The sequence below is a fragment of the Lentiprolixibacter sp. genome (genome assembly GCF_982873095.1).
Window position 1 is genome coordinate 1 of record NZ_CEYNTP010000038.1, and the last position, 15,373, is coordinate 15,373.

General features: G+C 47.4%; 10 protein-coding genes and 1 pseudogene. 5 read left to right on the plus strand and 6 right to left on the minus strand.

Annotation, left to right across the window (positions count from 1 at the left end):
- The coding region (locus AC4E7D_RS04030) for a THUMP-like domain-containing protein (protein WP_490172523.1) at nucleotides 1–476 on the plus strand (476 nt) is incomplete at its 5' end.
- An 11-nt stretch (nucleotides 477–487) separates the two neighbouring features.
- On the opposite strand, the gene AC4E7D_RS04035 is transcribed toward AC4E7D_RS04030, so the two are convergent.
- Nucleotides 488–1,147, minus strand: coding sequence for a M15 family metallopeptidase (locus tag AC4E7D_RS04035; protein ID WP_490172524.1), 660 nt, complete (start codon nucleotides 1,145–1,147; stop codon nucleotides 488–490).
- A gap of 151 nt (nucleotides 1,148–1,298) precedes the next feature.
- Between AC4E7D_RS04035 and AC4E7D_RS04040 the strand changes: the two genes are divergently transcribed.
- Nucleotides 1,299–2,399, plus strand: a complete 1,101-nt coding sequence (locus tag AC4E7D_RS04040; protein ID WP_490172525.1) for a glycoside hydrolase family 130 protein — start codon at nucleotides 1,299–1,301, stop codon at nucleotides 2,397–2,399.
- A 3-nt stretch (nucleotides 2,400–2,402) separates the two neighbouring features.
- On the opposite strand, the gene AC4E7D_RS04045 is transcribed toward AC4E7D_RS04040, so the two are convergent.
- From AC4E7D_RS04045 to AC4E7D_RS04055, 3 genes are read right to left on the minus strand one after another with little or no spacing between them, the layout of a single operon-like run.
- A complete protein-coding gene (locus tag AC4E7D_RS04045; RefSeq protein ID WP_490172526.1) occupies nucleotides 2,403–3,239 on the minus strand; it encodes a sugar phosphate isomerase/epimerase family protein in 837 nt (278 codons plus the stop codon).
- A 6-nt stretch (nucleotides 3,240–3,245) separates the two neighbouring features.
- Entirely contained in the window at nucleotides 3,246–3,953 is a 708-nt protein-coding gene (locus AC4E7D_RS04050; protein WP_490172527.1) for a gluconate 2-dehydrogenase subunit 3 family protein, read from the minus strand.
- Complete coding sequence (locus tag AC4E7D_RS04055) at nucleotides 3,953–5,674, minus strand: GMC family oxidoreductase (protein ID WP_490172528.1); 1,722 nt, start codon at nucleotides 5,672–5,674, stop codon at nucleotides 3,953–3,955. The genes AC4E7D_RS04050 and AC4E7D_RS04055 overlap by 1 nt, the downstream gene beginning before the upstream one ends.
- A gap of 345 nt (nucleotides 5,675–6,019) precedes the next feature.
- On the opposite strand from AC4E7D_RS04055, the gene AC4E7D_RS04060 reads away from it, so the two are divergent.
- The 3 genes from AC4E7D_RS04060 to AC4E7D_RS04070 all read left to right on the plus strand — a co-directional run bounded on the left by AC4E7D_RS04060 (nucleotide 6,020) and on the right by AC4E7D_RS04070 (nucleotide 14,205).
- Nucleotides 6,020–9,094 carry a SusC/RagA family TonB-linked outer membrane protein gene (locus AC4E7D_RS04060; protein ID WP_490172529.1) on the plus strand — a complete coding sequence of 1,025 codons (3,075 nt, stop codon included), beginning with the start codon at nucleotides 6,020–6,022 and terminating at the stop codon, nucleotides 9,092–9,094.
- A gap of 4 nt (nucleotides 9,095–9,098) precedes the next feature.
- Entirely contained in the window at nucleotides 9,099–10,781 is a 1,683-nt protein-coding gene (locus AC4E7D_RS04065) for a RagB/SusD family nutrient uptake outer membrane protein (RefSeq protein WP_490172530.1), read from the plus strand.
- Nucleotides 10,782–10,890: 109 nt separating this feature from the next.
- Nucleotides 10,891–14,205, plus strand: a complete 3,315-nt coding sequence (locus AC4E7D_RS04070; RefSeq protein ID WP_490172531.1) for a VCBS repeat-containing protein — start codon at nucleotides 10,891–10,893, stop codon at nucleotides 14,203–14,205.
- Nucleotides 14,206–14,218: 13 nt separating this feature from the next.
- On the opposite strand, the gene AC4E7D_RS04075 is transcribed toward AC4E7D_RS04070, so the two are convergent.
- On the minus strand, nucleotides 14,219–14,938 hold the full coding sequence (locus tag AC4E7D_RS04075; protein ID WP_490172532.1) for a carboxylesterase family protein: 720 nt from the start codon (nucleotides 14,936–14,938) through the stop codon (nucleotides 14,219–14,221).
- Between the two features lie 109 nt (nucleotides 14,939–15,047).
- Nucleotides 15,048–15,373, minus strand: a pseudogene (locus AC4E7D_RS04080) (hypothetical protein); the annotation flags it as partial.

Below are 15,373 nucleotides of genomic sequence, written 5' to 3' on the forward strand. Positions count from 1 at the left end.
AATTGCTGTGGGCCCTCAGTAATTCCCCAGGAACGGAGCCTGAGATCGTTGCTGTTAATTTCAACCGTAAGCAGGAAGACACTTTTAACTTCACCCTTTCTGAGGAACAGGCGAGTGAAAGCAGGTTTTCTGAACCTCAAAGCTACCTGTACGAACCCAATGCTGCCTTGCTTAAGGCGGGCGCTTTTAAAACCATAGGTAAGTGCTATCAGCTGGCCAAACTACATCCGCACAGCCACCTGTATACAGGAGATAAAGCAGTGCCATTCCCGGGCAGGCGTTTCAAGATTTTAGCCGTGCATCCCTACTCCAAAAAACTGCCATTTAAAAAAGCGAATGTCACTACACGCAACTTCCCTATGAGCGTAGCTGCCCTTCGCAAAAAACACCGTATAGCCGAAGGGGGAGATTCTTATATTTTCTTTACCAAAAATATTGAAGAACAGTTGGTTGCTGTTGAATGTGTAAAGTTTTAAATTAATATACTTCACTGAGTGGAACAGGCCCATTTAAAATCCGCTACAGGGTCACGTGAAGCACTGCCCAGGTTATAATGCCACCATTCCGTACGGATAGACCAGAACCCGTGCTTTTCCATCACCTCCTTCAGTAGTTTTCGGTTCTTTAGAATGTTGTCCGGAAGGTCATAATTGTCGTGATAGGCGCGTTTTCCAAAATAGTCAAAATCGGTGCCCATATCCAGTTCCGTGCCTTCGAGATCAACCAGGGTGATGTCCACGGCACCACCCCTATTATGGATGGAACCTTTTATCGGGTTAGCCACATACTGGGGATTGGGTACGATCTCCCACATTTTGTATTGTACAGAGTTGGGCCGGTAACAATCAAAAAATTTGATGCGAACCCCCTTGCTCAGGAATTCCTGGTTTGCAGCAATCAGCGCTTTGGCGGTTTTAACCCGGGTGTAGCATTCGGCACATTCATACACCTGGGCGTTCAGGAAATTGTTTTCCGTTGCATACCTAAGGTCGTACTCAAAGTCCGGACTGTAATCCGCCAAACGCACAAATGTCGTATCTGATAAGTCCTTCAGATTGGGGATGGATTCTTTTTTCAGCGTTTCGTAACCGGACAGGGTATCGGGCGGCTTTTGCTGCACTTCAGGTTCCACGGGTGTCCTTTCCATTCCCTTATTTTGCTTACAGCCTGCAAGGAGGAGCACACATATTAGTGAAGTAAATAGAATCCTTACCAAGATCTGATCTGAATAAAGGTTTTAGTGGAAAGATAAAGATTTACGGTTTGTTGGGAATAAAAAATACCCTAATTTTCTACTGATGAAAAGCACAAGATCTCACCTCCACTATTTCGGTTTCCTCCTGCTCTTCCTTCCTTTCATGGTGGTGGGACAGCAACCGTGGCTGATGGATTTCGAAAAACCAAGGCAGAACCCTATCCTGCAGGCAGACCCTGATGCCCTATTTAATTGTCCGCTGACTGCCTCCCTGGTATACTGGCAAAAGGCTGATGTATTCAATCCCGGTGCAGTGGTCCGAAATGACACGGTCTTTTTGTTTTTCAGGGCAGAAGATAATCCTGAGGCCATTCTGGGTGGACGCACCTCACGGATCGGACTGGCGTACAGCACCAATGGCATTGATTTTACCAAATATCCTGAACCTGTATTGTATCCGGCCAAGGATGCGTTTACGAAGTGGGACTCCCCCGGCGGTGTCGAGGATCCCAGGGTAGTGGAACTGGAAGACGGTTCTTACCTGATGCTCTACACCAGTTGGAACCAGGATGTCGCCCGCTTGTCATCGGCGACTTCCGCCGACCTGAAACACTGGAAAAAGCACGGTCCTGTTTTCCGCAGTGCACATGGAGGTAAATTCCTGGATACCTGGAGCAAGTCGGGCTCCGTGGTCACGGAACTCAGCCAGGGGCGCCTTATCGCTAAAAAAATCAATGGCCGCTATTGGATGTACTGGGGTGAGTTGTTTGTTAATCTGGCCTCCTCGAGTGATGGTGTATCATGGGAACCCTTACTGGACGACAAAGGGGATTTACTGAAAGTTTTTGAGCCTACCAAGGGGGAATTTGACAGTCACCTTACCGAACCCGGACCCCCCGCCCTGCTTACACAGGAGGGAATACTCTTGCTTTATAACGGAAAGAACCTCAGCGGAGAAGGTGCCAGTACAGAGGTAGCAGAAGGCACCTATTGCGGTGGCCAGGTGCTCTTTAGCGGAAAGGACCCCACAAAAATGCTAAAGCGACTGGAAAGCCCATTTATTTGTCCTGATCTGCCTCATGAAATAACAGGCCAATACCAGGCAGGAACTACCTTTATAGAAGGACTGGTGTACTTTAAGGGAAAGTGGTTCCTTTATTACGGAACGGCAGATTCCATGGTGGGATTGGCCATCAGAGAATAACCACTATTTCATTATGGCCTCGAGGTATTTGAGGCTTTCCGGAACCTGCGTCACCACACGAGAGCTTTCATCTTCAATGAACAAATAAGGAATACCCAGTTCTGCTGCCCGTTGTACAATTTTATCCATTTGGATTTGTCCTGCACCTAAAACCACATTGGTTTCAACATTTTCATGTCCGCTGTAGTTACCCTGTAACCCTTTTGCCATATCCTTTAGGTGCATCAGTCGAAACAAATCGGGATATTCGTTTAATAAAGCCAAAGGGTCCTCTCCTCCGTGCTGCACCCAATAAACATCCATTTCAAATCCAAAATACCCGGCCTTGCTTGCCATGTAATCAAACAGGGTGCCGTCCTCATAGGGCCTGAATTCATAGCCGTGAGGATGATAGATGAGCTTCAATCCTTCATCTTCCAGGGCTTTGCCTGCAAGATTAAAGACATCAACGGCCTGTTTTACCTCTTCAATACCAAACTGATTTCCCTGATGGGGAATCCATGCACACATGACATAAGTAGCGCCAAAATTTCGCGCATTCTGAATAACTGCCTTCAGGTTGATGTCCAGGTCCTGGTACGAAGCCCCAACACTCACTACCTGCAGATTGCGTTTTCGAAGTTCCTTTTTAAACTCCTTAACGGGCATGCCATAGGTGTCTCCCCCTTCCAGTTTAGTGATTCCCCAGGAAGCGATAAGGTCAAGCGTTCCGGTTACATCGTTTTTAAACTGATTCCTAAGGCTGTATAGTTGCAGGCCTACCTCCTGACCCAGGAGGCTTGTCGTAAAAAGTCCCAATACCAGGAAAAGCCCGATTCGTTTACAGAAGGTTACCATCATAAGCTATCAGGTTAACAAATTCCCCTCATCATCCCATTCGGCAATGATACCCCTCTTGCTCTGGTCCACACATTTGGCCAGCCATTCCTCATCGTAGGCAACGCCGTGCTGATCCAATACCTCCTGCGGGACGCCATCCCAGATGTTGGGCATGTTCCCTTTGTACCCTAATTCCTCGATCCCTACCTTAGATGTGTAGTACCCCGTCAACGTTAGGTTCCTCATCAGTGAGAAGAACTGGATTTCCAGCGGCTGTTGCTGCATGGGGGTATAGGGATCATAGAACGCGATGGTATCCAATATCTGTTTTTGCTGCTCCTCAGTGGCGAGTTTAAACTCCATCTGATAGTCAGAGTTCGATTTATGGTCCAGCCACATCAGGCCGCCCCTCAATAGCAGCTGCATCTCAGGAATATCCTTAGCCATGAATTCGATGAACTCGGGCACTTCAGCTTCCTCTATGCCGCCGTACTGTTCCACAGGTGGTAAAATAAGGTTGCACAGCACCGTGATGGTGGCCAGTTCATGCGTGTTAAAGAATTGTTCGGCATTCAGTTCCGCGATCAGTTCCTTTTCTTCGGGTGTTCTTCCAAAATGCCTTGCTGTGGTGACAAGGTCTTGGGCCTCTTCTGTACTGGGAGCGCACCCGTGTACTACTAACCCGCCGGCCAGGGAACCGAGTATGATAGACCTTAAACTCTCTCTTCTATCCATTATCCGATGTTTTGTTGTTTGAGTTGTTCTACGAGGTATTCAGACGCCCGCCAGGATAGGGCCAGTATCGTCCAGGTACAGTTCTTATCCGCCTGGGAAACGAAGGGGCCCGCATCTGTTATGAATACATTGTTGGCATCGTGTAATTGCTGGTAACGGTTTACCACCGATGTGGCGGGGTCGTCCCCCATACGGGTAGTGCCCACCTCATGAATGATCTGCCCCGGCGTTAACAGGCCGTAATCCTCTTCGGCAGTTGGGGTTTCCCCCAGTACTTCACCACCCATATTGTGGATCAATTCTTCAAAGGTAGCCTGCATATGCCGGGCCTGCTTGCGTTCATAATCAGACCACTTATAATGGAACCGCAATACGGGAATTCCAAATTCATCTACGGTAGTGGGGTCTATTTCGCAATAGTTGTCCTTTCTGGCGATGGCTTCGCCCCGGCCGCCAAAGCCGATTACAGAACCGTAATATTTCTTGACGTCTTCCCTCAGGCTATGACCATATCCCCCGGTAGGCAGTCCGAAGAATTTATTGAAATCATTCGGGTTAAAGCCGAAACCGTAATTGGGCATGCCAATACCGCCCCATACTTCAATATGGTAGCCCCTGGGAAAATCCAGGTCCTTATTATCCAGCCACCAGGGAGAATACACATGCATGCCTCCCACACCGTCTTCATTATACAGCTTGCGATTCATAAGATCGGGGATAAATCCAGCCCTGCTGCTCCCGGTAGAATCGTGCAGGTACTTGCCAACCAGATCGCTGCTGTTTCCGAGACCATTGGGGTGCTGAGGGCTTTTGGAATTCAGCAGGATCCTTGCCGTACTGCAGGCAGAGGCGGCCAGCACAACTACCTTCCCCCTGAGCTGATACTCCTTGCGGTCTTCTTTATTTATATAGGACACCCCTGTGGCTTTGCCCTCCTCATCAGTAGTGACCTCCCGTACCATGGAATTGACATAAAGATCTACCTGTCCGCCATTTTTCTGTGCAGGGAAGATAAGGCAGGAACCAGACGAAAAATCTGCATAAACACTGCAAGCGCGTGAACACTGCCCACAGTAGAAACACACCCCCCGGTCCTCATTGATCTTTTTGGTCAGCATAGACATTCGGGATGGGTAAACCGGTATCCCTGATTTCCTGGCTCCACGTATGTAAAACAATTCGTGCAGCCGGGGTTTTGGGGGAGGAAGGAAAAAACCGTCAGGATCATTGGGCAGTCCCTCATTAGTGCCAAAAACACCGATGAGTTTGTCTACCTTATCGTAATAGGGTTTCACGTCCTCGTAGCCTATGGGCCAGTTATCTCCCAGTCCGTCCACATCCTTATGCTTAAAATCCTTTGGGCCGAACCGCAGGGATATGCGACCCCAGTGATTGGTGCGCCCACCCAGCATTTGCGACCTGAACCAGTCGAACTTGGTCCCGTCCTTATGGGTATAGGGCTGTCCTTCAATTTGCCAGCCGCCATAGGCCATATCGAACTCACCAAAAACCCTGGTGGTCCCCGCCCCTCTCCTTGGCGACTCGTAAGGCCATTTCAGCTGGGTCTGTTGTTCGGGATTGGCCGGGTCAAAAAACGGACCGGCCTCCACTACTGCCACTTTAAGTCCGGCATCTGCCAGGATCTTCGTAGACATGCCGCCCCCTGCTCCTGAACCTACTATGATGGCATCATAAACTTTCGAGGATTCTTTGATTTGCATATGATAATTCGTTGGTTTTGGGATTGTTCCTTGCCGTTATCGTATTGTTAACAAAAAAGACGAAATATTAACAGAAAGAAACTTTTGCATGAAAAATCTTATTTCTAATGCAATTAGTTTGCGTCAATTTTAGTAATATTAGGAAAATTTTTGATTTTTTTAACGTTGTTGCACGAAATCGTTTTCGTAATACGACAAACTAAGAATTTAGAAATCAATCAATTAACTAACTTAATTACAAACTTTAAGATTATGACTACGAAAAACGATTGTCATTTATTAGGGTTAAACAGTTGGGGAAAACAATCATTTTTCCGACAACTTTTGACCTTTTCCTTGGTTTTTATGTGGGTTGGGTTCGGTGTATATGCCTCCAATCCTGATCCTGTAAACAACGAGGATCCTGTTACGGCCTTACAGAATACCGTAAGTGGTACAGTAACAGACAATACGGGAGCTCCTCTTCCTGGTGCCTCTATTGTGCAAAAGGGAACTACTAACGGGACACAAACCGATTTTGATGGTAATTTCTCCATTGATGTTCCCAGCAATGCGACACTGGTGATTAGCTACATCGGTTTTGCCACACAGGAAATCGCAGTTCAGGGAAGGACTACCATTAATGTTCAACTGGAGGAATCTGCCAGTGCACTGTCCGAAGTGGTAGTTACAGGTTATTCTACTCAAACAAGGGGTGACATTACTGGATCCGTTGCTTCGGTAGATATTGCTGAGGCCACAAAAGCTCCGTTAGTCAACGCTGCGGAAGCATTGGAGGGACGTGTTACCGGTGTAACTGTTACCAATGCAGGTACTCCAGGGGGCTCTCCAAAGATTGTTATCCGTGGTTTTGGTACGAGCAACAACACCAACCCGCTCTATATTATCGATGGTGTTCAAACGGATAACCCCAACATCCTTAATAGTATAAACCCCGGTGATATTGAGCAGATCAACGTATTGAAAGACGGTGCTGCAGCGATCTATGGGGCCAGGGCTTCTAACGGTGTTGTTATTGTCACTACAAAAAGTGGTAGATACAACCAGACCGAACCTACTGTTAGCTTTAATATGTATACAGGAGTATCCAGGGCTACCAACCTGCCGGATATGTTGAATGCCCAGCAGCACGGGGAAATGATTTTCCAGAGTTTGGCTAATGCTGGTGTGACTGTGGAACACCCACAATATGGGAATGGACCTTCACCCGTTGTTCCTACGACAATCCAGGGCTACACCCGGGTGGTCTCCTACGACCCCATTGTCCGTGGACCACGTTCGGTTACGGTTAAACAGCCCAATGGTACAGACTGGTTTAAGGAAATTACCCGGACCGCACCTACCCAGAATTTTGATCTTTCGGTTAGCAATGGTAACGAAACGGGCAGGTATTTCCTGTCTGCCAACTACCTGAATCGTCAGGGTATACTTGAGGATACCGGATTCAAGCAAGGAGTTACGCGCTTAAACTCAGAATTTAAGATTGGTGAAAAAATCACCATCGGGGAGCACCTTAACGCCTCTTTCTCCAACCAAAATGAGGGAACGCTTGAAGCCATCAATATGGCCTACCGATCCTCTCCACTGATCCCTGTATTCGATGACGAGGGAGATTTTGCTGGTACAGGACCTGCATCCACAGGTTTGAGTAACACCCGTAACCCTGTGGCGTTGCTTGCAAGAGGTGCTGACAACTACAATAAAATTTTCCGTGTATTCGGTGATGTATATTTACGTGCTGAACTTTATGAAGGGCTTAGCTTTAAGACTACGATAAGTGGAAATATTGAAAATTTCACTCAGAGAAGGTTTCAGAAACTGGATCCCGAATTCAGCGAGCCATTAGCTACCAATACGTTGTTTGAGCAGGACATTAACAACTGGACATGGACCTGGAACAACGTACTGAATTACAGTACAATTATTGGGGACCACAATATCAATGCCCTGGTTGGTATCGAAGCTGTAGAAGAAAGCAGCAAAGGAAAAGGGATCAGTCGAAACGGGTATTTGTTTGAAACACCTGATTTCTACCTGTTGAGCAATGGTAGCGGTACTCCTAACGTGGATTTTGCCTACGACGGCGGAAATACCTTATTCTCTATCTTCGGTACTGCGAATTATTCCTATCAGGGAAAATATTTCGCCACAGTGACCTTAAGGAATGACAAGTCTTCACGTTTCCTCGGGGATAACCAGAGTCAGACCTTCCCTTCCTTCAGTGCTGGATGGTTGGTGAGTGATGAAGATTTCTTCCCGGCAGATAGTTTTATTAGCCGATTGAAGCTTAAGGCTTCTTACGGGGAATTGGGTAACCAGACGCTTCCTGCCAGTAACCCGACTATTAATATATCAAACCTCAATGAGGTGCTCGGTAACTATGCAATTAACGGAAGCGCCATTTCTACAGGGGCCATCCTTAGCCAGGTGGGGAACCCGAATTTGAAATGGGAAACCTCTGTTACGACTAACATCGGATTTGAAATGGGAATGTTCAATGATGACCTTACACTTTCTTTCGAATACTTTGATATTGACACCAAGGACTTGATTACGCGAGATTTGAGCCTTATCAGTACGACAGCCATTGATGCTTCTGCACCACTGGTTAACCTTGGGGACATTCAGAACACCGGGTTTGATTTAGCTATTGGCTATAGCAATGAAACCTCCTTCGGACTGAATTATACTATCAATGCCAATATTTCAAGTTATAAGAATGAAGTTAAGGACCTGATCAGTGACTTCCAGATCGGTAGGACCGACCTTCGTGGAGGTGCGGTAACCCGTACGGAAGTAGGTAGAGCTATTTCTGAGTATTATGGCCGAAGGGTAACAGGGCTCGATAGCGATGGGCGCTTTACTTACGCTGATGTGAATGGCGACGGAACCATCAATGATGATGACCGTACCTATATAGGTTCTCCACACCCGGATTTCACTTACGGAGTCAACTTAGCATTAAGTTACGGCGGATTTGATATGTCTGCTTTCTTCTCCGGTTCCCAGGGTAACGATGCCTATAACTATCAGAAGATCTTTACGGATTTCCCTACCTTCTTTAATGGTAACCGTAGTACCCGTGTTCTGAATGCCGGTACTGGTACAGTTCCAGCCTTAAGCAATACGATCACGAATTCAGAAACACAACCCAATTCTTATTTTGTAGAAGACGCATCCTTTTTACGTTTGAAGAATCTACAAGTAGGATATACATTTAATGATGACATTTCCAGCAAAGTGGGACTGGACATGTTAAGAGTTTATGTACAGGGAACCAACCTGTTTACCATAACTGATTACAATGGATTGGATCCGGAGGTAATTTCCACAGATAACTTATCTTTGGGTGTCGATGGTCCCAATCCGGTTTTCCCATTGGCGCAGATACTTACTGTAGGTATTAACACAAAATTCTAAAAAAATGAAAAAGAGACTTTTAATTTATTTAACCCTATTCGCTGTAATATTTGCATGCAGCGATGATTTTACGGATGTACCCGCTATCGGGGCGTTGAGTGATCAGACGCTTCAGAATGAGCAAGGTGTAGACCTGCTTCTGGTAGGTGCCTATTCCGTACTTGACGGAATACGAAATAACCAGGGCGGTGCAGATTGGACCGTTTCTGGTGATAACTGGTGGTTTGACGTCCTTACTGACGATGCTCATAAAGGGAGTACGGATTCTGACCAGGCCGATTTGTATTTGTTGGAAATTTACGACTGGACCTCTGCCAACCCTTACCTGACCGTTTGGGATGGAAGGTTTGCCGGGGTGAACAGGGCTAATGCAGTAATTGACCTGATTGGCAAGATTGAAGGAGTTGATCTTACGGGTAAACTTGCAGAAGCGCGATTCCTTAGGGGTCACTATAATTTTGAACTCCAAAAAATGTTTGGCAATGTCCCTTACATCTCTGAAGAGAATTTTGCCAACACAGAGTTTAACCAGCCCAATTCCGGTCCGATATGGGACCAAATTGAAGCGGATTTCCAATTTGCCGTTGATAATTTGCCTGCCACACAGGCTGAAGTGGGACGACCCACTTCCTGGGCTGCGAAAGCATTCCTCGCGAAAGCGCATATGTTCCAGAATGATTATGGAGCTGCACTTACGCTCTTGACGGATGTAATTAACAATGGTCCTTATTCCCTGCTCCCTGAGTTTTTGGATAACTTCACCCTTGCAGGGGAAAATGGTTCAGAAGCCATATTCTCTATCCAGTTTACTGCAGATGCGGGAAATTCATTTAACGGTAACCGTGGGGGAACATTGAACTTCCCCAATGCACTAGGATTCTGCTGTGGATTCTACCAGCCTACCCAGGATCTGGTGAATGCCTATCAGACGGATGCAGTTACAGGTTTACCATTACTGGATACCTTTAACCAAACCGATGTTACGAATGATCAGGACCTGACCAGCGCCGATCCATTTGTACCTCATGCCGGACCACTGGACCCAAGGATCGACTATACCGTGGGAAGAAGGGGAATAGACTATAACGGGTATGGAATTATGCCGGGACAGGACTGGATCCGTGCTACTGACGGAGATATCTCCGGTCCGTACCTTCCCAAGAAGAATATTTATCAGGCCGGTGAGGATGCCAATATAGGTACTGGTGCATGGGGACAACAACACTCCGGTATCAACTATCACCTCATGCGCTTTGCAGATGTTTTACTGATGGCTGCTGAGGCTGAAGTGGAAGTCGGTTCCCTTGAAAACGCTCGCGGTTATGTGAACCAGGTGCGCAGCCGGGCTGCGAATATGAGCTATTTGCAGGATCCGGGAGGAGGAGATGCGGCCAATTATGTGATCGGGACTTATGATGCTGCATGGACCGATCAGGCAGTGGCAAGACAAGCGGTTCGCTTCGAGCGCAGGCTGGAATTGGCCATGGAAGGTCACCGTTTGTTCGACCTCAGAAGATGGGGCGTAGCTGAAAGCGTTATCAACACCTATACAGCTAATGAGGCCAGGACGATTCCTAATTTTGGAACAAAAGTAGGTACGTATACTGCCAATATGAACCTGATGCCTATCCCAATCAATGCGATTGACTTGAGTGGTGGGGTATTGCAACAAAATCCTGGTTTCTAACAGGGATCTGCTGAATACAATTAAAGGGGTGCGCCAAGCACCCCTTTTTTTTGATGCCTCTTGCTCGAATTGCTATCTTTACTTCCTGGCATTTAGAATTTAGATTAGTATGAGAAAAAGCGTAATCCTCTTGTTATTAGGATTTGTATTATGGGCTTGCGGGGATAAAGTTTCGGACACTGCACTTTTCAGAAAAATTAACCCAAAATCCAGTGGTCTCAACTTCACGAATACGCTTACCGAGAGTGATTCCCTGAATTACTTTACCTATGGCTACATCTATATGGGCGGCGGGGTGGCTTCCGGTGATTTTAATAATGATGGTTTAACCGATCTCTATTTTACCGGGAACCAGGTGCCTAATGCCTTGTACCTCAATAAGGGCAACCTTAAATTTGAAAACATCGCTGAGACAGCCGGGGTAAGTGGGGATGATCGCTGGTATACAGGAGTAACCCTGGCAGACGTGAATAATGATGGACTGCTCGACATCTATTGTTCGGTTGGGGGTAAATTTGGCCCCAGGACCAACCAACTGTTTGTAAATAACGGGGATCTTACCTTTAGCGAACAGGCTGAGCAGTACGGCCTTGCAGAAAACGGGAATAGTGTTCAGGCTACCTTTTTCGACTATGACAAAGACGGGGATCTGGACGTGTATATCGCCAACTACCCGCCTACTCCTTTTAATGCCCCTAATAGTTACTATCGGTTTAAACAACAATATCCCAAACCCGAGGAAATGGATAAGCTTATGCGGAACGATGGGGGCATGTTTACCGATGTAACTGAAGCCGCCGGCTTAAAAACCTTCGGGCTTTCCCTGAGTGCTACGGTCGGAGACATTAACAACGATGGTTGGCCTGATATTTATGTCTCCAGTGATTTCAGCAGTCCTGATTATTGCTATATAAACAACAAGGACGGCAGCTTTTCGGAACAGGTGAAAAGGATTACCAAGAACACCTCATTTTATGGTATGGGGGCGGATATCGCAGATTTTAATAACGATGGCTTGCTGGACATCATGCAGGCCGATATGACCGCCAACGACAACCGCAGGTCCAAAGCCAATATGGCCAGCATGAACCCGGCACTTTTTTGGGGGACGGTTAATTCCGGATTCCATTACCAGTATATGCAAAACAGCCTGCAGCTGAACAATGGCATGCTCCTGGATTCCCTTCCCGATTTCAGTAACATTGCCCGCCTGGCCGGGGTATCCTCAACCGATTGGAGCTGGGGGCCGCTCATGGCCGATTTGGATAATGACGGTTGGAAAGACCTTTTTATCTCCAACGGAACCCGCAGGGAGATCAATAACCGGGATTTCTTCCTGAACTGGGAGGCCGAAGGGCGCCCGATGGACAATTTACTGGAACGCAGCCGTCAGATTCCGTCAGAACCTATAGATAATTTCGTTTATCGAAATACAAAGGACCTGCGCTTCAAGCAGGTGAACGAAGAATGGGGAATCGTCCACGAAGGTTTTTCAAATGGGGCCGTCTATGTTGACCTGGACAACGATGGCGATCTTGAGATCGTTACCAATAATATTGATGATACGGCCTGCCTGTTTGAAAATACAGGCAATGGCAACCACTTCGCACAGGTAAGCCTTAAGGGGCCTGCTGATAACCCCCTTGGCCTTGGTACCCGGGCCTACCTCAAATCCAATGGGATGGAACAAATGCAGGAACTTACCCTAAGCCGGGGATTCCAGTCGGCTGTAGCCCCTCTACTCCATTTTGGGCTGGGTGAAAACAGCAGCATAGATTCCTTGAGAATTGTCTGGCCCGATGGTAAACAGGAAATACGTACACAATTGGCTGCCGACCAAAATTACTCCATTGCCTATACCGATGCTGTTGCCGTCTCACCTGAACAGACTGGTAATAAAGGTAAATTGTTTGCCTCCACTGGAAATACCATTGACGGACTGGAGTTCCAGCACCAGGAGAACTATTACGATGATTTTGAAACGGAAATCCTGCTCCCCCATCGCATGTCCATGTTCGGGCCCTTTATGGATAAGGGCGATCTGAACGGAGACGGGTTCGAAGACCTCGTTATTGGAGGAGCTTCCGGACAAGCCACCCAGGTTTTTGCAGGTACCCGGACAGGGTTTGAAAAAATGGATATTCCCGTCCTTGCCGAACATAAAGACCGTGAAGATATGGGGATTGCCATTTTCGATGTAGACGGCGACGGCAGGAAAGATCTGTACGTGGCCAGTGGGGGAAACGAGTTTGCTCCTGAATCAGAAAAGCTGGAGGACAGGCTCTATCTGAATTCAGAAGACGGCTTTGTTGCCGTCGAAGAAGGTATGGCCAGGTTCAGTGCAAGTGCATCGGTAGCCGTTCCCTTTGATTTTGATCAGGATGGGGATCTCGACCTTTTTGTAGGCAGCCGGGTGATCCCAGGTGCCTATCCTAGTCCGGCCAGCAGCTATCTCCTGGAGAACAGGAGTACTCCGGGAAAACCGGTACTGGTCGACGTGACCGCCGAAAAAGCTCCCATGCTCATCGGCATAGGCCTGCTGACCCAGGCATTGCCTACGGATTATGACGGAGACGGAAAAACGGACCTGCTCCTTGCAGGAGAGTGGATGCCCCTCACCTTGCTCAGGAACGAAAACGGCTCATTTAAGGACGTATCTGACCGTATGGGACTATCCGATACCCGAGGATGGTGGTTTGGCTTAGGCGAAGGGGATTTCGATGGTGATGGGGATATCGACTACCTAGCCGGTAACCTGGGCCTGAACTACAAGTACAAGGCCAGCGAAACGGAGACCTTTGATGTGTATTACGATGATTTTGACGCTTCAGGGTCCAAGGACATCGTATTGAGCTACTATAATTTCGGGGAGAAGTTTCCGGTAAGGGGGAGGGAATGCTCCTCTCAGCAGATGCCGGCCATAAAAAGCAAGTTTGCGGATTACGCTTCTTTTTCAACGGCGACCCTGGCCGATGTATATACCCAGGAGGCCCTGGACCAGTCCCTGCATTACCAGGTGAAGTCCTTTGCCAGTGTGTATATGGAAAACACACCCGAAGGGTTTAAAAAGCGGGAATTACCAGTTGAAGCCCAGCTTTCGAGTATCAATTCCATCCTTGTGGATGATTTTGACCAGGACGGTCACCTGGATGCTGTTGTTGCCGGAAACCTGCATAGTTCAGAAGTAGAAACGCCCAGGAATGACGCCAGCATTGGCCTTTTCCTCAAGGGTGATGGAACAGGTGATTTCAATCCCGTACTGGGCCGGGAAAGCGGTTTTTATGTCCCCGGGGATGTAAAAAACATGTTACGGCTCAAAAAAGGAGGTACGGACTATCTTTTGGTAGGTAAGAACAATGACTCGCTACAGGTAGTGAAATTAAAAGAAGGAGACCGGGAATTGCTTGTACAGGCTGGTCGCTAATGCCGTAATTAGGTTACTTTTTCTTTTGTTGTTCAGTAAACCAGCTGTATAGTTCTTCAGTGGTATAGGCCGCTTCCCAGGCGTTGTGCCCTACCCCTTCGTAAACTGTAAACTTCACCGGATAACCCATTTGCTTTAATCTGGCCACCATGTTTTCAGATTCTGAAAAGGGGATCGACCTGTCTTCTGTGCCATGAAATACCCATATGGGCATCTCCTTATTGATCCAGGAAGCATAGGGTAAAGGGGCCATCCCGCAAACCACTGCCATTGCTGCAAAGGTATCGGGATACTGCACGGCGATCTCCCAGGCCGCACTCCCGCCACGGCTAAGTCCTGTGAGGTACAAACGATCCGGATCCACCCGGTTGTTTTGCACCACGGTTTCCAACAGGCTCATGACCGCCCGGGTATTCCACCATTTTCGTTGATAGGGATTCTGTGGGGCCAGGATAAGAAAGGGGAACTGCTTGCCTTCAGTAATCAACTTAGGCGGGCCATTCTTCTTTATGGCCCCAAGGCTGTCCCCGGATTCGCCGCCCCCGTGGAGGAAGAGCAACAGGCCATAATCCGCTTCTTCATTTTTATGATAGCCCTCCGGATAGTACAAATAATAGCGCAACCGCTCCCGGGTTATCGTTTCCTCTTCAGCTTCTACGAGCTGGGATTGTGCCTGACAAGCGGCAAGCCAGCTGAGTGCCAGCAGGAGTAATCCAATTTTTCCAATTTTCATTGCTTTCAAAATCAAAAAGAGCTACTTGTTCACAAATATACTAAGGAGAACTATTGCAGATTTACTACCTGATAAACTTCCTTCCGGGAGTAGACCCCAACATGCAAGATCACAATCGGAAATTATATCGGACCTTCAGTAAAATCTGTTCATTTTGTAAGGTCCAGCGGTCGTTCAAATCGTTTAATGTATTTTGATTGAATACCAGGAATACATCACCCAAGGGAGAGAAGATCCAGTGGATACGGGCATTGATCCCTAAAGTTCGACTATCGGTATCATATTGGATGTAACTGTTCAACTGCAAATCCGAAGTAACATTAAAGCGTACCCGCATTCCGGCAAGGGTCTGGTCAAAATCCCCAAAAGGAAGTCTGGCAACGTTTCTCTGACCACTAAACTCAAAGGCGAGCAATGAGGTAGGGATCCAATTTA

What these genes read in the sequence shown, in the direction of transcription:
- AC4E7D_RS04035 (WP_490172524.1), bottom strand. Translation starts at nt 1,147, where the DNA reads ATGGAAAGGACACCCGTGGAACCTGAAGTGCAGCAAAAGCCGCCCGAT.
- AC4E7D_RS04040 (WP_490172525.1), top strand. Translation starts at nt 1,299, where the DNA reads ATGAAAAGCACAAGATCTCACCTCCACTATTTCGGTTTCCTCCTGCTC.
- AC4E7D_RS04045 (WP_490172526.1), bottom strand. Translation starts at nt 3,239, where the DNA reads ATGATGGTAACCTTCTGTAAACGAATCGGGCTTTTCCTGGTATTGGGA.
- AC4E7D_RS04050 (WP_490172527.1), bottom strand. Translation starts at nt 3,953, where the DNA reads ATGGATAGAAGAGAGAGTTTAAGGTCTATCATACTCGGTTCCCTGGCC.
- AC4E7D_RS04055 (WP_490172528.1), bottom strand. Translation starts at nt 5,674, where the DNA reads ATGCAAATCAAAGAATCCTCGAAAGTTTATGATGCCATCATAGTAGGT.
- AC4E7D_RS04060 (WP_490172529.1), top strand. Translation starts at nt 6,020, where the DNA reads ATGTGGGTTGGGTTCGGTGTATATGCCTCCAATCCTGATCCTGTAAAC.
- AC4E7D_RS04065 (WP_490172530.1), top strand. Translation starts at nt 9,099, where the DNA reads ATGAAAAAGAGACTTTTAATTTATTTAACCCTATTCGCTGTAATATTT.
- AC4E7D_RS04070 (WP_490172531.1), top strand. Translation starts at nt 10,891, where the DNA reads ATGAGAAAAAGCGTAATCCTCTTGTTATTAGGATTTGTATTATGGGCT.
- AC4E7D_RS04075 (WP_490172532.1), bottom strand. Translation starts at nt 14,938, where the DNA reads ATGAAAATTGGAAAAATTGGATTACTCCTGCTGGCACTCAGCTGGCTT.